Below are 16,865 nucleotides of genomic sequence, written 5' to 3'. Positions count from 1 at the left end.
GGAACCGGCCGATGGAATTAAGCTTATGATGATCACTTATGTAAAACTGCCCTGGCTGGATGTCTCTCAGGCATTTGTCTGTTTCCGGTCATCACGTCGATTGCCCGAAAATGGCATAAGAACCGCAGATCAAGTGATTATCGATCATACCCCGTCCACCGTGGCCATGACGGATAATGGCTTGTCGGTGCTCAAGCTGATCAAGGCCCGTAGCTGGCATGAGTACGTCAAGACCCTTTGGGCGCACAGCCGCCTGTTCAAAGAGGTGCAGGGGAATCGTTTATTGACCCGGCTTGGGGTGCACGTCGCCGCCATTCATGAAGTCGGGATCGGGCTGTTACCTGGCAGCCGCTACCGCTATCTCGGTTATTACATTATGGAAGATCTGGCGTCTGTCGGGGCGCAGGAAGTCTTTGAGATGTTCTTGTCCGGCGGACTGACCCCGGAAGAGCGTATCCATTGGCTGGATCTGATTCTGGATGATCTGCGCACCATGCGGGATGCTGGCGTGGTGTTCTCGGATTGTCATCTGAACAACGTTTTTGCTCATCCGCTGAAACAGCATGTGATCTGGATCGATACCGGCGTCACGCGTTATTTTTGCCCCCGAAGCCGAAAATTTGCCCGCAAGTTCAACTATTCCATCCGCCGTTTGGCCGATTACCATGACCAGCACTTGATGCTGACGCTGGAAGAGAAACGCCGCATCCTCGCTCTGCTGTTGCCAGAATAGTACGACCATCGACTACTGCCATTCGGGCCATCCGGCCCTTCACCCGGTTCTATAGTAGCGCTGACCTGCGGCGCTGCTTCACGCAAGATAAGAAGTCACCGAATACAACACATCCATCGCAGGTGGCGGTATGTCTTCTTCCAACCCTGATCCGGCCTCTTACCAAATGCTGTTGCACTGGCTCCTGTTGCTGGGGCTGATGATATTTGTCACCTGGCTGTTACTGGATCTCGGGGTGCTGAATACCTTGCTGGCCGCAGATGTTACCCGTATCAGCAGCGTGATTTTACTGGTGTTTGTGGTTGGCTGTGGTCATTGCGGCTATCGCAGCTGGATTCTGACTGCAGAAGCCCTGGCATTGACGCGCTTGCAGCGCGCCTGGCAAGCAGCTCCTTCGCTGGCGTTGGCATCCGAGCCATCCCTGGGCGGTCAGTATTTACAAGGGCTTGGCCCGCTTCAGCAAGACAATGCCCTCGCCGCAGAAATCCTGGCGGAGCGTGTCCGTGGCAGTCATCAGGTCGGCTGGTTTATGACCGGTGTCCTGGTCAAGCTGGGGCTGCTGGGAACCGTGGTCGGCTTTATGCTGATGTTGGGGTCGGTGTCGGGGTTGGAGAATCTGGATACGTCTGACCTGAAAGTCCTGATGCAGCAAATGACCACCGGTATGGGCGTGGCGATGAATACCACACTGGTCGGGCTGGTTTGCAGCATTTTATTGGGGCTGCAATACCTGCTGCTGGATCGCTCTGCCGACCGCCTGGTGGCCGATGCCGTGACGCTGGGCCAGACCGTGTTATCCAACGACCGTATGAGTGCGGGCTGATGGCGTTGTTTCGTCATAACAGACATACGGACATCGACCCCTTTACCGACTTACTGTTTAACGCGCTGCTGACCTTTACCTTTCTGTTTCTGGTTGCATTGATCTTGCTGAACCCACCGGCCAGGACCGGCATTGTTGATCCCAAGGCGGAGTTCCTGATTACGGTCAGCTGGCCGGATGGCAATCCCAACGATGTCGATATCTGGGTCTCTGGCCCGGATGGGAAGCAGGTGAGCTACAAACAACCCCAGGCTGGATTGATGCACCTGGACCGGGATGATCGCGGCATGATTAACGATGTTCAGGTGGTGAATGGCGTAGAGGTTCGTAATCCGCTCAATCAGGAAGTGCTGACCATCCGGGGGCGTCCGGCGGGAGAGTACATCGTCAACCTGCATTATTTCAAAACCCAGCAGGGAGTGGACCCGCTGCACTCGTCAGACAGTATCGAAGTGCCTGCGACCGTGTATCTGGCCGAAGTGAATCCAAAAATGAACGTGCTGTTTTACCACACCGAAGTGCTGAGCAAGGAAGGTGATGAAGTGACCGCCTTTCGTTTCACGATTACGCCGGAAGGCAAAGTCACCAATATCAACCAGCTGCAAAAAAGCCTGGTTCGGGGAGAGGATAAATGACGGAAACCCTGTTGCTTTTGGTTTTGGCCTATACCGCGATGGTGGCCTTGCTGGTGCTGGCGTTGATCAGCAGTCACTGGTCGGTGATAGCCAAACTGATGTTGCTGGTGCTGGCCTCTGGCTTGTACTGGGGCAGTTATCTGGGCTGGAAAGACAGCCAGGGCTGGCCCGCGAGTGTTGAGGTGCCAGACAAGTTTTTACTGCATTTTGCCGTTATTGAAGAACCGGACGACAGCGATGGTACTGAGGGAGCGATTTACCTCTGGTTGACTGATTTGTACAAGGATCAGCTGGCGCCCGAACCACGGGCTTATCAGCTGCCGTATGACCAGGAGCTGCACGCCCGGGTTGAAAGTGCCATGCGTCGGGCCAAGGCGGGGAATCTGCAGTTGGGGATAAAAGCGGGTGGTGACGACTTGCCCGAGGTCAAACGCTTCCGCCAGCAGCTGGGAGAGCATCCTCTGGATCTTGAGTTTGTGGCTGTACCTGACCCGTCACTACCGGAAAAATAGGAGTCACAATGCGTAGCCTGCGGTTGTTTCGGTATCTGTGTTTTTATGGATCGGCTCCTGATGTTGGGCCCGGGCGATTGCCGGTCTTGTTGCCCGGGCTGATAACTGCGCTGCTGGCGGGGTGCGGCCAGGCTCCGGCCAGTGATGACTATTACCCGTTGCAGCCCGGCTGGCACTGGCACTATCAAGTGACCGAAGCGCGCCAGCAGCAACGCAGTGTCCATCGCTTTGAGGTGACAACCCGGCGTATCGATACCCCGGTTGAGCTGGCAGAGGTGATGGCTACTCCACAGATGGTGGTTCGTCATACCAGTGACGGTACGGATTATTATCTGTTGCGGGATCTCAGCGGAACCTATCGTGTGGGCAAGCGTACCCTGATTGAAAAAAAACCTCGTCTTGATGCCGAGCCGGTGCTGGTGATGCCACCTCCGGATGAACTGGAGCAGGGCATCAGCTGGAATCAGACCACCCGACCGTATGTGCTGCACAGCACCCAAAGCCATGTGGCCTGGAGTCAAGGCAATAATGAATTTGTTATGACTTACGAAGTGGCCGAAACCGGCCTGGTACTGAGTACTCCGGCAGGGGAGTTCCAGCATTGTATCCGGATTGAGGGGCGCGGCCGGATTGGGTTGTACGCTGACCCGCGGCTGGGTTATCAGGAGGTTGAGGTGGTGCAGTCTGAATGGTATGCCCCCGGTGTTGGCCTGATACGTCTGCAGCGTGAAGAACCAATGGACCTTGAGATGTTTCAGGGTGGCAGTCTGACGTTTGAGCTGATTGAGTTACAGAGGCCCTGACATTCCGGGGTCTTGGGTCCGGGAAGCTGGAGTTTGGGAAGCTGGAGTTTGAGGTCTGGATGTTTATTTCAGCTGGGGTCTTGCCATTAATAAGACGATCGGTCTAATATTGGGCATGAACATTATCAAGACACCCGATTCCTCACCCTCTCCAGCTTCTCGCCGTCGTGGTCGACCACCCAAAGATGGCCGCAGCGTCAGCGAGACCCGCGCCTTATTGGTGCGCAGCGGCGTAGACGTACTGACCGAGCAGGGCTTTACGGCCACCGGTATCGATCAGGTATTAAAACGGGTCGGAGTGCCAAAAGGTTCTTTCTACCATTTTTTTGCCAGTAAAGAAGCCTATGTGGCGGCGGTGGTTGAGAGTTACGGGCAGTATTTTGACCGGGTGCTGGCACGCAGTTTTAACAACGATGCCCTGACGCCATTACAGCAACTGGAAGACTTTACCGATGGTGCCATGAGCTGGATGGAGCGGCATCAGTATCGTAATGGCTGTCTGGTTGGCAACTTGGGGCAGGAAGTAGGTCAGCTGCCCGACAGTCTGCGCCAACCGCTGCAGAATATTCTGGCGGGTTGGGAGCAGCAGTTACAGCAATGTCTGCAACGGGCGCAGCAAGCCCAGCTGATTGCGGCCGACGCGGATTGTGTGATGCTGGCCCATGTTTTCTGGGTTGGTTGGGAAGGTGCGGTAATGCGTGCCCGGCTGGAAGGCAGCACCCGGCCGCTGCGTTTTTTTCGAGACTGGTTTCTGTGGTCGATTCGCAGGCCAGCGGTGGATGCTTGAGGCAAACCACCACGATAACGATCGTCGCTTGCCGGTTGGCGAGGGCGATATCAACCATCCTTGCTCAGGGAGTTGCTGGGCAAGCGCTGGTATTTTTTATCACTATTAAAAGACGATCGGTCTAAATTAACCAAACACACCGGCAGCGCCGGACGGAGACTCTGATGTTCAAGGCAATCCAGATCAATAAGGACGACCAAGGCTATCGTGCCGAGCTGACACAACTGGACGACAGTGCATTACCCGAAGGGGATGTAACGGTCAAAGTGCATTATTCCACGCTTAACTACAAAGATGGCCTGGCGCTTACGGGCAAGGCTCCGGTCGTGCGCCGTTTTCCTTTGACTCCCGGTATCGACCTGGTCGGCACGGTGGAATCCTGCAGCAGCGAGGCTTTTGCTGTCGGTGATACGGTGCTGTTAAACGGCTTTGGGGTCGGGGAAGTGCACAGTGGTGGTCTGGCGCAGCGAGCACGACTGAACAGCGACTGGCTGATTCCTCTGCCAGAGGGCTTGTCGGGTCAGCAGGCAATGTCGATTGGTACTGCGGGTTATACCGCCATGTTGTGTGTGCAGGCTTTGCAACGTAACGGCGTGACACCGGATCAAGGGGATATTCTGGTTACCGGTGCCAATGGCGGTGTAGGCAGTTTTGCCATTGGTTTGTTGTCGCGTCTGGGGTATCGGGTGATTGTTTCGACCGGCCGTCCAGAGGAAGCGGATTATCTGAAACAATTGGGCGCTGCCGATATTATTGAGCGTCGGTTGCTCTCAGAGCCGGGCAAACCGTTGCAGAAAGAACAATGGGCCGGGGCGGTGGATTCGGTAGGCAGTCATACCCTGGCGAATGTACTGGCTGGCACTCGTTATGGCGGTACCGTGGCGGCGTGTGGCCTGGCTCAGGGTGCAGACCTGCCTGCGACGGTGATGCCCTTTATTTTGCGGGGGATCACTCTGGCTGGTGTCGACAGTGTGATGCGGCCAAAAGCCGATCGTTTGGCGGCCTGGAAGCAACTGGCGGAGCTGGTGGATGCTGAGATGCTGGCGGGTATTACACGGGAAATTGGCCTGGAACAGGTGATCGAGACAGCCTCCGATTTGCTGGCGGGTAAAGTGCGAGGCCGGATTGTGGTTGCACTGGACTGATGGTGACTGGCCCGGGTATCTCCCCGGTGCCATTTTCTGTGCTGTCTTGAGTGTTGTATCGAGTGTTGTATCGAGTGTTGCCCCGGCGTTGGCTGGCCATTGCGCTGCTTAGCGAGGCGGGTCGACCCGGTGACTGACACTGCTGTTTAAACGAAACCAACCGGCAATACTGTAACGGTGCCGGTTGGCTGCCAGTACTTCGTGCGGAAATTCTTCGCTTAAAAAGGTCACCAGAGTGCCAAACTGCGGCAACAGCCGAGAGCGCACGGTGTCATTTTCCTCATCGCCATAAATCAGTAATTCCCCGCCTTCGTCTGCCTGCCAGTCCGGATTGAGATACAACACGGTACTGAGCACCCGGTTGGACTGGCCAATAAAGGCGTCCTTGTGCTTCTGATAAAAATCCCCGGGGCGGTAATGGGAAAAATGGCATTCATAACTGAACAGCCCTAACAGCAAGGTACGGTTGAGGTGTTGCTGCAGCTGCGCCATAAAGTCGAGCCAGGCTTTTTCTGCCGGGTTTTCCTGGGTCAGCCAACGAATCCGGTCACGGCGAATCTGGCGATTCAGCTGGTGCGCCTGTTCGCGCCCGGTGCCGGCCAATTGCAGCTTTTGTTCGCCCAGGTTCATTACCCGGGTGCGCAGTTGCTGTGACAGTTCGGCCAGCGGTGTGAGTGGCAGTTGCAAGTCAAAGGGTTGGCAGACCGCCAGGCCATTGCTCAACAGTTGCTCTTCAATATATTGGAACAAAGGGGTATTCAAAATGGAGGAGGGGACTCAGTGGTTGCTGCGGAGGAGGAATAGGTCGGGGCACCGATAGTGGCCTTGTGCCCAGGCAAACACCAGCAAATTATTCTTCTCGATAAGATGGCAAAAATTCGCTTTTCATTGTTCGCATCTCTGGATAAACCACACAATTGATACGGTGTCTCGCGTTATTAACCCAAGGAGGTCCCCATGCGCCCGTCTACCCATGAATCTGATATTGATCGCGATAACGATGAGGATATGCCTCCGCGGCGCTTGCGTCATCGTAGTGAAGATTACGAACGTAAAAAGCGTCGGGCTGAGGCGATTCTAGAGCACAAGATGCTGGAAGAACTGCTCGGTTTTGATATCGATTTTGCGGATTAGTCCGGGATGCCGTTCGATTCTGAACGGCATTGTTGATGATGCTTTCTGATTGATTGATTGATTGATTGATTGATTGTTTTTGCCAGGATATCCCATGATCTCACCTGCTTCCCTGACTGGCCTGTCGTCTGTCGCAGCGTCCTCAGCGTCAGTATCTCTGCCAGCGCCCCTGCTGGATATTATCAAAAGCCTGATTCGCAGCCCGTCGGTCGTGGGGGCTGAGCACTCGTTTTTCCGGGTGTTACAACGGGAGCTGGAAGACCGCGGCGCTCGTGTGACCTGGTATGAGGGCTTGTTGGTCGCCCAGGGCAATAAACCGGACTCGCTGATGTTCTCGGCTCATATTGATCGTCACGGCCTGATATGCACTGGCCCGAATGAGTTCCAGTACGCGGCTTTTGTCTGTGGCGGGCGTTCGGATCTGTTGGGCAATTCGGTATCGGAAGAACTGATGTTGCAGATAGTTGACCGCTTTGTGAACGAAGGCGTGTTCGCTTATGACCCATGGTCGGGAGCGTATCGGGGGCAGGGCACTATTCGTAATGCCTATATTTGCCCTTATCGTAATAACCTGATTTTTGAGCTGGATGGTATGTCGCATCTGGTGGCCGGGACGCCGGTTGCGTTCCAGGATAGATTACGGATAGCACAGGGCCGTTTGTATGGTCAGCTGGATAATGTGCTGACGGCGGCGATGCTGGTGTATTTGTTTGAGCTGGGATTCTGTGGCACGGCATTTTTTACTGCCCAGGAAGAAGCTGGCCGCAGCTGGCGGTATTTGCTCGAATGGTTTCGGCGCTTTGGTGGTACAACCAATCAGCTGGTGGTGGTGGATACCAGCCCTTACCCGGATATTGCTGCCGCCAGCCAGCAGCAACTGGTGTTGCGCCACAAGGATGCCAACGCCGGGTTTAATCATGAACTGACCCAGGCGCTGGTCTCGGGTTGTGAGCAGCTGGGGCTGAGCTACCGCTTCAAGGATGACTATATTGAACAGCAAAATCGCCAGCTGGCTGCGGCCGGGTTAGCACCCAAATCGTTGGGCAGTACGGAGATGGGACGTATTGTGGCGGCGTCTGGAGGCTTGGTGGATGGAACCACTCTGCAGATTCCAACGACGGGGTATCACACCATGAATGAAAGCGCTGAGCTGGGTAGTGGCCTGGCGTTTGTGCGGTTGTTGTGCAAGCTGGCGGGTTTGTCGTTGCCTTGAGTGGCAAGGTGAATGGTGGAACGAGTGGCGTAATGAGTGGTGGCAGACCGGCTTTCCATGACAACAAAGGAAAACCGGGCAGGCCCGTTTCAGCGTAAGCCCAGGCTAGCGGTCCGGCAGAGTGACATTAAGTTCAAGAATGGATGTCTGGCCATGGTTTTCCAGGTGCACGTTGACGTCTTTGTCGCCGATCTCGACGTATTTCCGAATCACCGCCAGTATTTCCCGTTCCAGCTGGGGCAGGTAGTCGGGGCCATTGTTACGTAAGCGGTCGTGGGCAACCAGCACCCGCAACCGTTCTTTGGCAACGGATGCGGAGCTGGTGTCGTCTTTTCGGAATCGTTTTAACAAACTCATATCAACCTCCAAAAACCCGTTTCAGGAAGCCTTTTTTCTGCTTTTCAAGAAAACGGTGTGGGCGATCTTCGCCGAGGTAGCGGGCAACGGAGTCGGCATAGGCCTGACCGGCATCGCTGTCGCTGTCGTGCACAACCGGCACGCCCTGGTTGGAAGCTTTGAGCACGGCTTCAGACTCTGGGATCACTCCCAGTAACGGGATGGCGAGGATGTCTTCGACATCGGTGACGGAGAGCATTTCTCCACGCTCAACCCGCTCCGGGTTGTAACGGGTCAGCAGCAAGTGTTCCTTGACTGAGCCGCCTTGTGCGGCGACACGGGACTTGCTTTGCAGAATACCAATAATGCGATCCGAATCCCGTACTGAAGAGACTTCCGGGTTGGTGACAATAATGGCTTCCTCCGCAAAATAGAGCGCCATCTGGGCTCCGTGCTCGATTCCGGCAGGTGAGTCACAGATAATAAATTCAAAGGTTTCTGCCAGCTCATTGAGCACTCGTTCGACGCCTTCCAGACTCAGTGCATCCTTGTCTCTGGTTTGTGAGGCGGGCAGCACGTAAAGATTGTCGAGTCGCTTGTCTTTGATCAGGGTTTGGGACAAGGTGGATTCACCCTGGATCAGGTTAACAAAGTCGTACACAACCCGGCGCTCACAGCCCATGACCAGATCGAGATTACGCAGGCCCACATCAAAATCGATCACAACGGTTTTGTGGTTCTGCATGGCCAATGCTGCTGCAAACGCAGCGCTGGTGGTTGTCTTTCCTACTCCGCCTTTTCCGGAGGTCACCACGATTATTTTTGCCACGGTATTCATCCTGCCAATTTGGTTATTTATCCGAGCCGGTGAGGGTTAAGTGGTCATCAACCAGCCGGACCAGCACGCTGCTGTTTTTTAAGGGGTGATCGTCTTCAAATAATTGGTACTGACCAGCAATAGCGACCAGCTGGGCATCAAATTGTAAACAGCTGATCATTGCGTCCGGATTACCCTTGACGCCTGCCAGTGCCTTGCCGCGCAACCTGCCCATAATCTGTATATCACCGGTTGCCAGTACTTCTGCACCGGGGCTGATGGTACCCATTACGATCAGGTCGCCATCAAAATAAAGCTGCTGACCGGAGCGGACATTGCTGTTGTGCACTTTAATCGCTCGGGCGGGGATTGACTGTGCTTCCAGTCCCAGGCCGCGGGTTTTCTGCTCACTGACGGCTTGTTCCGCCTCTGCTGGCACTGCCGCTGGTTTTTGCCGCACGGTTTTGACCGATGAGTGGCCAAAATCTGCCAGGCACAAGGCTTTGCAGGCCGCTTGCCAGGCTTCCGAGCTGTAGCGTACACCTACAGGAACAAGTCCATGTTGGCGCAGTAATGTGGTAAGACTGGCCAGACTGGTGTGTTCCGGGTCCAGCTCCTGTAAGGAGATCAGACAAGGAAGCCCCTGGAACAAGGCCGGAGCTTCTGATCGCCGGCGTTGCAAGTCGGCACTGATGACGTCTGGCTCGGTGCTGTGAAATGTCAGCGTGGTCAGTGGCGTCATCCCGGTTTTCATATCCAGAACAGGCGCAGTCATACTATTTTGTTCTCAACGGGAAGTGTTCAAAGCGAACGGCTTCCATACCATGATGTTGTAACTGGCGGATGTTCTGGTGGCTGTTGCCGTCCGGGCTGGCCAGAACATCACGATAATGCTCACCAAAACAGCGTAATGTCTGTTCGGTGGTCAGCTTCAGCAGGCTGGCCAATGCCAGTACCCGGCATGATCCCTGGTTTTGGTCGCTGCTGTTGTCCAGCGCTCCGTTGGTAAAGGCGGAGGCGGAAAAAACATAGTGCTTGTCAATATAGTCCAGAGTTTCAGAGAACGGATGGTCATTATTCTCTATCCGGGTTAAAAATATTTCTGTTGCCTGGTTATCGTTGTTCACTTTAGGTTCCTTTTTTTAACCCTGTCAGGCTAACACCGGTTGACGCTGTTCGCCACGCTGCTGACTGGCTCGTCCCCTGATTTATGGCCTGGTTAGCGCTACGATTGAAGTATTCCCCTGATGACCTGTATTTGATACTGTATGTATGTACAGTTTAGGGGTTGTGCTATGGAAATGTCTCCACGTCAGATACTGCATATCGATTGTGATTGTTTTTTTGCCGCTATCGAAATGCGCGATCAGCCCCATCTGCGCGACCGGCCGTTGGCGGTAGGGGGTGACCCTGCCAGACGCGGTGTGATTTCAACCTGTAATTATAATGCAAGGCGCTATGGGGTTCGATCGGCCATGGCGTCTGCCCATGCGTTTCGTTTGTGTCCGGAACTGGTGTTGTTACCGACGGATATGCCGCGTTATCGGCAGGCATCGCAGCAGATTATGGCCATTATGCGACCGTATGCGCGAGTGTTTGAGCAGGTCTCTATCGATGAGGCTTATCTTGAATTGACGGCGGCTGACGATGCGCGTGGAGTTGCTGAGGCGATTCGTTACGAAGTGGCGTGTCAGGTGGGTGTGACGGTGTCGGCAGGTATTGCGCCTAACAAGTATCTGGCCAAAATTGCCAGTGATTATAATAAGCCAGACGGTATCTGGCAGATTGCCAACACTGAGGTGGCGGCGTTTGTCGAGTCATTACCGGTGCGGAAAATTCCTGGTGTGGGGCCGAAACTGAGCGAGCGACTGGCGGCGGATGGTTTGTCTGTCTGTGTCGATTTGCAGGGGCTGTCGATGGCGCATCTGATTCATCGTTATGGTCGTATGGGGGCGGTGCTGTACGAACGTTGTCGCGGTATTGATCACCGGCCTTTGCGGGAAGTGCGAGAACGCAAGACGGTCAGTGTGGAGCAGACGTTCCATTACGATTTGACCAGTGAGGCAGAATGTTTACAGCAGTTGCCGGATTTGTGGCAGCGCTGGCAGCAACGAGTGGCAAATGCCGGTTGGCAGGCCGACGAGCTGGCACCGTTTGTGAAGGTCAAGTTTGCTGATTTTACCCAGACCACCATGGCTGATAACGATATGGCAGCCGATCTGAAAGGGTTTGCTGCGCTGATTGCCAGCGCCATGCGTCGACAGGACAAGCGGGTACGCCTGTTGGGTATTGGTGCCCGGTATTGTGGGGGTGATCCGGCCCAGGGGCGTTTGTTCTAGGGCTGGCTGTTGCCGGTTCAGGCAGCCTGTCTGATCGGTTTTCAGTAAATAATAAAAGCAAACATTCCAGCAGGCCAAATGGCGAGCGAGCCATAACTGATCGACATGCCGAGAGAAGCACCCACCAATACGTCGGTCGGGTAGTGCATCCCCAGAATCACCCGGGACAGTGCCACCAACAAGGCAAACGGCGCGACCATCCAGAACAGTACCGGGAAGAAAAAGCAGAGTAATACCGCGAAGTTTACGGCATTCATGGTGTGACCTGAGGGAAAGCTGTACAGGTCCAGCGGGGCGGTATGGGCCTGAATGGCATCAAACGAAATAAACGGCCGCTGGCGTACCAGGCGGTTTTTCAGCTGACTGTAGACGCCAACACACAACAAGCCGGTGATGGCTATATGGCCCAGGACGGCCAGTCCTTCGATACCGAACAGCAGAGGCAATAACAGTCCGAGTGAGTACCAGAATACACCGTCACCGGCGCGACTGATGCCTTTGAAAAACAGCCGTACGCTGCGGTTGTATCCCATTCTGTTCATAAGCTGACACAGGCTCAGCTCTAGATGATCGGCTTTACTGAACAGTAGCGCTGTCTTTGGCTGTAACTGTTTTGCGATTGCCATTAGGGGTTACCTTGGTATTGGCGCTGTTAAGGCGCTGGATAAACTCGTCCACAATGCTATTCCATGAAATTGTTTCTGCACGTGAGCGAGCTTGCTGACGAATTTTTTGCAGTAAATTCGGACTGTCGGAAAGAATCTCGACTTGCTGGATATAGGTTTCATCTTCACCAAATGGCGCGAGCATGCCGGTCAGGCTGGAGGTGATATGTTCATGTCCGGCGGCATAATCAAAGCTGACCACGGCCAGACCGCTGGCCATGGCTTCGGTAACAACGTTGCCGAACGTATCGGTTTTGCTCGGGAACAGAAAGATATCGCCACTGGCATAGTGTGTTGCCAGGTCATCGCCGCGACGCATGCCACAGCAGATAATTTCCGGGTACTGGGCGCGGATGCTCTGTAATTCAGGGCCATCGCCAACCAGTACCATACGTACCTGCTCATCGCTGTTGAGCAGGCGACGATAGGCCGCCAGTGCCAGGTCCATGTTTTTTTCACCGGCGATGCGGCCGACGTAAAGTAGCACCAGATCCTGTTCACCCACTCCCCAGGAGCGTCGCAGGGCAGCGCTGCGATGGCAAGGATTAAACTTCTGGCTGTCGACGCCACGAGATAATACCCGCACGTTGTGGAAGCCATGGGCGTCCAGTTCATCCCGTTGGCTGCGGGTAGGAACCAGCGTGGTCGCGGTCAGATTATGAAAGTAACGCAGATAACGATAGGCCAGTTTTTCCAGTCCAGCCAGGCGGTAGTGCTCGATGTACTGATGAAAATTGGTGTGGAAGCCGCTAATGACAGCCACTCCGGTTTTATGGGCTGCTCGCACGGCGGCCCAGCCCATCGGGCCTTCGGTGGCCACATAAATCACATTGGGGGCAAAATCCTTCAGGGCGGAAGAAATACGGCCAATCAGGGGAACGCCAAACTTGAGCTCTTTATAGCCGGGTAATGGCATACCGGGCAGCAAGGTTGTGTGCAGGTCATGAGTGTTGACCGGTTGTTCATGACGGTATTGCCGAGGACGGATGATCTGCACCTGGATACCACGTGCACGCATGCCTTCAACCAGTTGCGACAGAGTATGTGCAACGCCATTGATCTCCGGAGCAAATGTTTCAGTCACAATGGTGACGCGTTGAATAGGTGCAGTCATGGTGCCATTAGTTCGCTACATATGACTCTTTACTTTGGGGGGACTGTGTGACAGTTCTTTTTCAGCTCCGTGACATTCGGGTGAAGGCGGTGCTTGCAGAAGGGGGTGGCGGGAAGAATCGGGTCTGGGCTGAACCATCAAGCCTTGTTTGTCGCAAAAAAATCTATCACAAAAAACGGTAACCGGCCTGGACCAGTACCAGGCGCATGACGTCCAGTTCTGCCTGGGTGAATTGGCGTTGGTTGCCACAGTGTTGGCAGGTGATCAGCGCCAGTGATCTGAGTTCGACCAGTGCGATGGGAGTGTCGGTATTACATTCATCACAGGTGACAGGAATTTCCGTCTCTGCGGGCAATATGGTACTCATCTTGTTTCCAGTAATTGTTCGACATGCTCGGCGATGGCTAATGCCGAGGTCAGCCCCGGACTCTCTATCCCCAACAGATGCCAGGCGGGTGATGTGGCGGGGCCACTTCGCTGAAAAACAAAGTCGGCCGCGGTGTTGCCTGGGGCACTCAGCTTGGGGCGAATACCCGCGTATGCGGCCTGTAGCTGGTTTTCATCCAGTGCGGGCCAGTAGCGGCGTATGGCGGCGGCAAAGGGGCGACGTAAATGCTCACTGACATGGTAGCGCTCAGGACTGGAGGCTGCTTGCGGATCAAGATATTCGACATCCGGGCCAAAGCGCAGTTGTCCGGCCAGATCCAGGGTGGCATGAACACCGAGGCCGGCGAGGCCAGGCTCAGGCAAAGGATAAACCAGATGCCGGAATGGGCTTTTGCCCTGGTAGCTGAAGTAATGTCCACGGGCCGGAAACAGTACCGGCGGCGTGTTATTGCGTTCGGCAGTCTGGCTTCCGTTATGGAGACGGGCATCACTATTTGTATCTGCGGTATTGGTACCAGCATCTATCGTGGCCATCAGCGCAATCGCCTCTAATCCGGCGGCGTTAATCAGTGTCTGGCAATGAATGGTGGTCGGGCCATCGGAGGTGTTGATAGTAACGGCCCAGTCATCACCGTGGTTGTGTGCGGATGTCATTTGGCTGCGGCAGACCAACAGCGCACCGGCTTGCTCAGCCTGGTGCTGCAAGGCTTGCATAAACCGGTGACTGTCGATGATCCCGGTTTCCGGTGACCAGAGCGCAGCCGCAGCGGCAACGTCCGGTTCCATTTGATGTAGCTGGTGGCGGTCCAAACGTTGTAATGGAATGGCAAGGCGCTGGGCTGTGTGTTCCAGTCGCTGCAGTTCCGGGTGGTCATTGGTTGGACTGACAATCAGCTTGCCGATTTTCTGATGGGGAATGTCGAACTGCTGACAGAATTGATAGGTCAGGGCGCGTCCGCGCAGACACAGGGTTTCTTTCAGGGAGCCTGGCGGGTAATACAGGCCGGCATGAATCACTTCGCTGTTGCGGCTACTGGTTTCACTGCCAATCAGGTCGGCTTGCTCCAGTATCAAGACGGAGTAACGCCGGGACAATTGTCTGGCCAGTGCCAGACCGATCACACCTGCGCCAATAATGCATATATCGAAGTCTGGAGTCATTGGATCGGCAGTACCTGTACTGAGAGTCTGGCGGTTGCTAAAATGTGCCCCCCGATTTTTACCATAGCTGCGGAGAAGGTAACACTGATGAATATCAGTCACGTTGAGAATGCAGGGATGGCAATCGGCATTGCCATTTTGATTGGCTTCATGATGTTTATCATCTATGACCTGGCAAAACGCTCAAATGCGGGCAAATTTGGGATGGGTGTGCTGTTCTTTGCACTGGGGCTGGGCATGCTTGGATTTATTATCAAGACGGTGCTGGTCGAAGTGCTTAACTTCTAGGCCTGATTGCCTCTGAATATCATTTTTCCATTGTTGGCATTGCATATGCAGTAGTTCTGACTGAACTTATTGTAGCGAATCGCTGACCCGGTCAGCTGGCTGTGTTAAACGGAGGAGAAATGGAAGCTGCACAAAGGCTGGGCAAGCCAGAGGACATTATGTTTGCCCGGATTCCAGAGGAATTCATCACATCTCGAGGATGGAGTGTGAAGCTGGTTCAGGTACCTGCCCGACATAATAGCGGGGACGTATCTGACGAGGAAACGATGGCCAAAATACATCTGCTGGCAGAAAACCTGCTGCCAACGGCCGTACATATGGCAAATTTTTATCATCTGCCCAAAGGTCAGTGGCTGAACCTGGTGTATACCGATACACGTTCCAGCATGGATGAAAATTCCAATTTGTTACTTGGATTTTTATCCCGTATTGCCGGGCAACAGGAAGTGTGGGTGCCGCTTGCGGGTAGTCACAGCATGTTGCTGAATGTGCTGGGACGGATTTTGCCGCAATTGCAACGGCTGGATTTGTCACGTAACCCACTGTTGTATATTGGTGATTATGCCAATTTCCCTGCTTTCAAGCGTCTCGCCCAGTCCTGTGGAATGCCCATTTTCTGCCAGGCTACTTATTGATCGGATGATCACCTTGTTGCTATACACGCCGCCTGCAGCCTGATGGTTGCTGGCGCTGTATCCTCACAAACCTTCTCGCTATCCCGTGCTATCGCTATATAGTCAGCCATTCGGATGTTCTTCCAGCTCTCTAACAGACCTCTAATCCGGCCGGGTTTGTACAATCGTGCGCAAGATCAGCTGTTGATCAGGTATCCTGATGCACAATGCCTGTAAGGGGCATCTATTTAATCCGGCAGCCCCCGAAGGGCGCGGGTTGCCGCCGTCCAGTGCGGTGTTGACGAATTTGAAAAGGACTCGTCATTTCGCTGCATTCGTCGTCTTGCCCTGAACAACGGCAACACTCGCGCAGAGCCGTGCAGGATTAAATGGATGTCCTCTGTAGTATCAGGCAATGTGTTTTGTCTCGCAGACTGTAGAAAAGAGAGGTGTGTATGGAAAATCAACTAAAGGAACAGCTTCAGCAATTGCATGAAGAGTTGCAGGCCAACCCGAAGCTGGATGAAGAAACCGCAGGATTGATGAGAAAAGTTGCGGAAGATATTGAAGTGATGGAGCTGACTGACAGCGGTGATGTCGTGGAAGGCTTGCAAGAGTACGCCATTCGCTTCGATCAGGATCATCCGGCACTGTCTGAGATTTTGCGACAAATCGTGGATACCCTGGGTCGCATCGGCGTTTGATTGAAGGGTGGGTGACTGTTGTCAGCGCCCAGTCTTGTTGTTCAGATCGTTACCGCAATAATAATATCGGAGACTCGTTGTATGAGACACATGCCAACGCTCGCTGAAGTAATGACAGCATTCCCTCTGCATATTGGTGAAAATACACGGTTAACAGAAGCCGCAGACTTGATGGCACAACATCAGTGTCATCATCTGCCGGTGATGGATGGTGATGAGGTGATCGGGTTGTTAGGGGCTGACGATATCAAGTTGGCGCAGCAGCCTGGACACAATCTGGATGATAGCCAGGAGCTGGTGGTCGGTGATATGTGTCAACGACGCGTGGCCCGGGTTGATCTGCACACGCGTCTGGATGTCGTGCTGGCTTATATGGCAGACAATGGCAGCAGCGCTGTGATTGTCATGCGTAATGAGAGACTGGCTGGTCTGCTAACGACTCATGATGTGTGCCGCTTTACCGCCAACTGGCTGCATAAGGAATATATGCCAAGTGACGATCCTGACATTGCTTGAATAATCATCAAGGTATATCAAGGTAAAAGCTGACAGGGCATGGAACAGGATGCCCGGCTGCTGGTCTTCGATCCGTTTGACCGGCGGCCAGTCTTTATCATCAACGTTTCTCTGAATTCTGCCTTTGCACTCTTTTGCA

General features: G+C 54.1%; 23 protein-coding genes. 14 read left to right on the top strand and 9 right to left on the bottom strand.

What is annotated here, in order from left to right; genetic code table 11:
• Nucleotides 1-25 precede the first annotated feature (25 nt).
• From Q4551_RS06095 to Q4551_RS06065, 7 genes are all read left to right on the top strand, one after another.
• On the top strand, nt 26-733 hold the full coding sequence (locus Q4551_RS06095; RefSeq protein WP_303432520.1) for a hypothetical protein: 708 nt from the start codon (nt 26-28) through the stop codon (nt 731-733).
• Nucleotides 734-863: 130 nt separating this feature from the next.
• On the top strand, nt 864-1,556 hold the full coding sequence (locus Q4551_RS06090) for a MotA/TolQ/ExbB proton channel family protein (protein ID WP_303432519.1): 693 nt from the start codon (nt 864-866) through the stop codon (nt 1,554-1,556).
• The gene (locus tag Q4551_RS06085; RefSeq protein ID WP_303432518.1) at nt 1,556-2,191 is read left to right on the top strand and encodes a hypothetical protein; all 636 of its coding nucleotides are present in this window, start codon (nt 1,556-1,558) and stop codon (nt 2,189-2,191) included. The genes Q4551_RS06090 and Q4551_RS06085 overlap by 1 nt, the downstream gene beginning before the upstream one ends.
• Nucleotides 2,188-2,703: a hypothetical protein gene (locus tag Q4551_RS06080; RefSeq protein ID WP_303432517.1), complete on the top strand. Its 516-nt coding sequence runs from the start codon at nt 2,188-2,190 to the stop codon at nt 2,701-2,703. The genes Q4551_RS06085 and Q4551_RS06080 overlap by 4 nt, the downstream gene beginning before the upstream one ends.
• Nucleotides 2,704-2,711: 8 nt before the next feature.
• The gene (locus tag Q4551_RS06075) at nt 2,712-3,506 is read left to right on the top strand and encodes a hypothetical protein (protein ID WP_303432516.1); all 795 of its coding nucleotides are present in this window, start codon (nt 2,712-2,714) and stop codon (nt 3,504-3,506) included.
• A gap of 115 nt (nt 3,507-3,621) precedes the next feature.
• A complete protein-coding gene (locus Q4551_RS06070; RefSeq protein WP_303432514.1) occupies nt 3,622-4,293 on the top strand; it encodes a TetR/AcrR family transcriptional regulator in 672 nt (223 codons plus the stop codon).
• A gap of 164 nt (nt 4,294-4,457) precedes the next feature.
• Nucleotides 4,458-5,438: an MDR family oxidoreductase gene (locus Q4551_RS06065; RefSeq protein WP_303432513.1), complete on the top strand. Its 981-nt coding sequence runs from the start codon at nt 4,458-4,460 to the stop codon at nt 5,436-5,438.
• Nucleotides 5,439-5,546: 108 nt separating this feature from the next.
• Here the strand turns inward: Q4551_RS06065 and Q4551_RS06060 are convergent, their stop codons facing one another.
• Complete coding sequence (locus tag Q4551_RS06060) at nt 5,547-6,188, bottom strand: 2OG-Fe(II) oxygenase (RefSeq protein ID WP_303432511.1); 642 nt, start codon at nt 6,186-6,188, stop codon at nt 5,547-5,549.
• 207 nt (nt 6,189-6,395) lie between these two features.
• On the opposite strand from Q4551_RS06060, the gene Q4551_RS06055 reads away from it, so the two are divergent.
• Together Q4551_RS06055 and Q4551_RS06050 are read left to right on the top strand one after the other, a co-directional pair.
• Nucleotides 6,396-6,572: a hypothetical protein gene (locus Q4551_RS06055; RefSeq protein ID WP_303432510.1), complete on the top strand. Its 177-nt coding sequence runs from the start codon at nt 6,396-6,398 to the stop codon at nt 6,570-6,572.
• A gap of 94 nt (nt 6,573-6,666) precedes the next feature.
• The gene (locus Q4551_RS06050; protein WP_303432509.1) at nt 6,667-7,785 is read left to right on the top strand and encodes a peptidase M42; all 1,119 of its coding nucleotides are present in this window, start codon (nt 6,667-6,669) and stop codon (nt 7,783-7,785) included.
• A 105-nt stretch (nt 7,786-7,890) separates the two neighbouring features.
• Here the strand turns inward: Q4551_RS06050 and minE are convergent, their stop codons facing one another.
• Genes minE through Q4551_RS06030 form a run of 4 tightly spaced genes read right to left on the bottom strand, consistent with a single transcriptional unit; the run spans nt 7,891 to nt 10,065 of the window.
• Nucleotides 7,891-8,142, bottom strand: a complete 252-nt coding sequence (minE, locus tag Q4551_RS06045) for a cell division topological specificity factor MinE (protein WP_303432508.1) — start codon at nt 8,140-8,142, stop codon at nt 7,891-7,893.
• A 1-nt stretch (nt 8,143) separates the two neighbouring features.
• On the bottom strand, nt 8,144-8,950 hold the full coding sequence (minD, locus tag Q4551_RS06040) for a septum site-determining protein MinD (RefSeq protein WP_303432507.1): 807 nt from the start codon (nt 8,948-8,950) through the stop codon (nt 8,144-8,146).
• A 22-nt stretch (nt 8,951-8,972) separates the two neighbouring features.
• Nucleotides 8,973-9,713, bottom strand: a complete 741-nt coding sequence (minC, locus tag Q4551_RS06035) for a septum site-determining protein MinC (RefSeq protein WP_303432506.1) — start codon at nt 9,711-9,713, stop codon at nt 8,973-8,975.
• A gap of 1 nt (nt 9,714) precedes the next feature.
• Complete coding sequence (locus tag Q4551_RS06030; protein ID WP_303432505.1) at nt 9,715-10,065, bottom strand: HopJ type III effector protein; 351 nt, start codon at nt 10,063-10,065, stop codon at nt 9,715-9,717.
• Nucleotides 10,066-10,233: 168 nt separating this feature from the next.
• Here Q4551_RS06030 and dinB point away from each other — a divergent pair, with 168 nt between their 5' ends.
• Nucleotides 10,234-11,277 (top strand): DNA polymerase IV, encoded by a 1,044-nt coding sequence (gene dinB / locus Q4551_RS06025; protein WP_303432503.1) that lies wholly within the window; start codon nt 10,234-10,236, stop codon nt 11,275-11,277.
• 41 nt (nt 11,278-11,318) lie between these two features.
• Here the strand turns inward: dinB and Q4551_RS06020 are convergent, their stop codons facing one another.
• From Q4551_RS06020 to Q4551_RS06005, 4 genes are all read right to left on the bottom strand, one after another.
• Entirely contained in the window at nt 11,319-11,819 is a 501-nt protein-coding gene (locus Q4551_RS06020; RefSeq protein ID WP_303432502.1) for a phosphatase PAP2 family protein, read from the bottom strand.
• Between the two features lie 34 nt (nt 11,820-11,853).
• Nucleotides 11,854-13,056, bottom strand: a complete 1,203-nt coding sequence (locus tag Q4551_RS06015) for a glycosyltransferase family 1 protein (RefSeq protein WP_303432501.1) — start codon at nt 13,054-13,056, stop codon at nt 11,854-11,856.
• Nucleotides 13,057-13,222: 166 nt separating this feature from the next.
• On the bottom strand, nt 13,223-13,423 hold the full coding sequence (locus Q4551_RS06010) for a hypothetical protein (RefSeq protein WP_303432500.1): 201 nt from the start codon (nt 13,421-13,423) through the stop codon (nt 13,223-13,225).
• A complete protein-coding gene (locus Q4551_RS06005; RefSeq protein WP_303432499.1) occupies nt 13,420-14,604 on the bottom strand; it encodes an NAD(P)/FAD-dependent oxidoreductase in 1,185 nt (394 codons plus the stop codon). Before Q4551_RS06005 ends, Q4551_RS06010 begins: the two co-directional genes overlap by 4 nt.
• An 87-nt stretch (nt 14,605-14,691) precedes the next feature.
• Between Q4551_RS06005 and Q4551_RS06000 the strand changes: the two genes are divergently transcribed.
• The 4 genes from Q4551_RS06000 to Q4551_RS05985 all read left to right on the top strand — a co-directional run bounded on the left by Q4551_RS06000 (nt 14,692) and on the right by Q4551_RS05985 (nt 16,726).
• Nucleotides 14,692-14,892, top strand: coding sequence for a DUF2788 domain-containing protein (locus Q4551_RS06000; protein ID WP_303432497.1), 201 nt, complete (start codon nt 14,692-14,694; stop codon nt 14,890-14,892).
• 266 nt (nt 14,893-15,158) lie between these two features.
• Nucleotides 15,159-15,527, top strand: coding sequence for a hypothetical protein (locus tag Q4551_RS05995; protein WP_303432496.1), 369 nt, complete (start codon nt 15,159-15,161; stop codon nt 15,525-15,527).
• Between the two features lie 434 nt (nt 15,528-15,961).
• Nucleotides 15,962-16,210, top strand: coding sequence for a DUF4404 family protein (locus Q4551_RS05990; RefSeq protein ID WP_303432495.1), 249 nt, complete (start codon nt 15,962-15,964; stop codon nt 16,208-16,210).
• Nucleotides 16,211-16,291: 81 nt separating this feature from the next.
• Complete coding sequence (locus Q4551_RS05985) at nt 16,292-16,726, top strand: CBS domain-containing protein (RefSeq protein WP_303432494.1); 435 nt, start codon at nt 16,292-16,294, stop codon at nt 16,724-16,726.
• Nucleotides 16,727-16,865: the final 139 nt, after the last annotated feature.

The sequence above is a fragment of the Oceanobacter sp. 5_MG-2023 genome (assembly GCF_030548165.1).
Lineage (GTDB): Bacteria > Pseudomonadota > Gammaproteobacteria > Pseudomonadales > Oceanobacteraceae > Oceanobacter.
Note: the sequence above shows the minus strand (reverse complement) of the source record. Positions and strands in the feature narration are given on the sequence as shown.

What these genes read in the sequence shown, in the direction of transcription:
- Q4551_RS06090 (WP_303432519.1), top strand. Translation starts at nt 864, where the DNA reads ATGTCTTCTTCCAACCCTGATCCGGCCTCTTACCAAATGCTGTTGCAC.
- Q4551_RS06080 (WP_303432517.1), top strand. Translation starts at nt 2,188, where the DNA reads ATGACGGAAACCCTGTTGCTTTTGGTTTTGGCCTATACCGCGATGGTG.
- Q4551_RS06055 (WP_303432510.1), top strand. Translation starts at nt 6,396, where the DNA reads ATGCGCCCGTCTACCCATGAATCTGATATTGATCGCGATAACGATGAG.
- Q4551_RS06010 (WP_303432500.1), bottom strand. Translation starts at nt 13,423, where the DNA reads ATGAGTACCATATTGCCCGCAGAGACGGAAATTCCTGTCACCTGTGAT.
- Q4551_RS06095 (WP_303432520.1), top strand. Translation starts at nt 26, where the DNA reads ATGATGATCACTTATGTAAAACTGCCCTGGCTGGATGTCTCTCAGGCA.
- Q4551_RS05985 (WP_303432494.1), top strand. Translation starts at nt 16,292, where the DNA reads ATGAGACACATGCCAACGCTCGCTGAAGTAATGACAGCATTCCCTCTG.
- minE (WP_303432508.1), bottom strand. Translation starts at nt 8,142, where the DNA reads ATGAGTTTGTTAAAACGATTCCGAAAAGACGACACCAGCTCCGCATCC.
- dinB (WP_303432503.1), top strand. Translation starts at nt 10,234, where the DNA reads ATGGAAATGTCTCCACGTCAGATACTGCATATCGATTGTGATTGTTTT.
- Q4551_RS06050 (WP_303432509.1), top strand. Translation starts at nt 6,667, where the DNA reads ATGATCTCACCTGCTTCCCTGACTGGCCTGTCGTCTGTCGCAGCGTCC.
- Q4551_RS06015 (WP_303432501.1), bottom strand. Translation starts at nt 13,056, where the DNA reads ATGACTGCACCTATTCAACGCGTCACCATTGTGACTGAAACATTTGCT.
- Q4551_RS06065 (WP_303432513.1), top strand. Translation starts at nt 4,458, where the DNA reads ATGTTCAAGGCAATCCAGATCAATAAGGACGACCAAGGCTATCGTGCC.
- Q4551_RS06020 (WP_303432502.1), bottom strand. Translation starts at nt 11,819, where the DNA reads ATGAACAGAATGGGATACAACCGCAGCGTACGGCTGTTTTTCAAAGGC.
- Q4551_RS06005 (WP_303432499.1), bottom strand. Translation starts at nt 14,604, where the DNA reads ATGACTCCAGACTTCGATATATGCATTATTGGCGCAGGTGTGATCGGT.
- Q4551_RS06075 (WP_303432516.1), top strand. Translation starts at nt 2,712, where the DNA reads ATGCGTAGCCTGCGGTTGTTTCGGTATCTGTGTTTTTATGGATCGGCT.
- Q4551_RS06000 (WP_303432497.1), top strand. Translation starts at nt 14,692, where the DNA reads ATGAATATCAGTCACGTTGAGAATGCAGGGATGGCAATCGGCATTGCC.
- minC (WP_303432506.1), bottom strand. Translation starts at nt 9,713, where the DNA reads ATGACTGCGCCTGTTCTGGATATGAAAACCGGGATGACGCCACTGACC.
- Q4551_RS05990 (WP_303432495.1), top strand. Translation starts at nt 15,962, where the DNA reads ATGGAAAATCAACTAAAGGAACAGCTTCAGCAATTGCATGAAGAGTTG.
- Q4551_RS05995 (WP_303432496.1), top strand. Translation starts at nt 15,159, where the DNA reads ATGGCCAAAATACATCTGCTGGCAGAAAACCTGCTGCCAACGGCCGTA.
- Q4551_RS06085 (WP_303432518.1), top strand. Translation starts at nt 1,556, where the DNA reads ATGGCGTTGTTTCGTCATAACAGACATACGGACATCGACCCCTTTACC.
- Q4551_RS06070 (WP_303432514.1), top strand. Translation starts at nt 3,622, where the DNA reads ATGAACATTATCAAGACACCCGATTCCTCACCCTCTCCAGCTTCTCGC.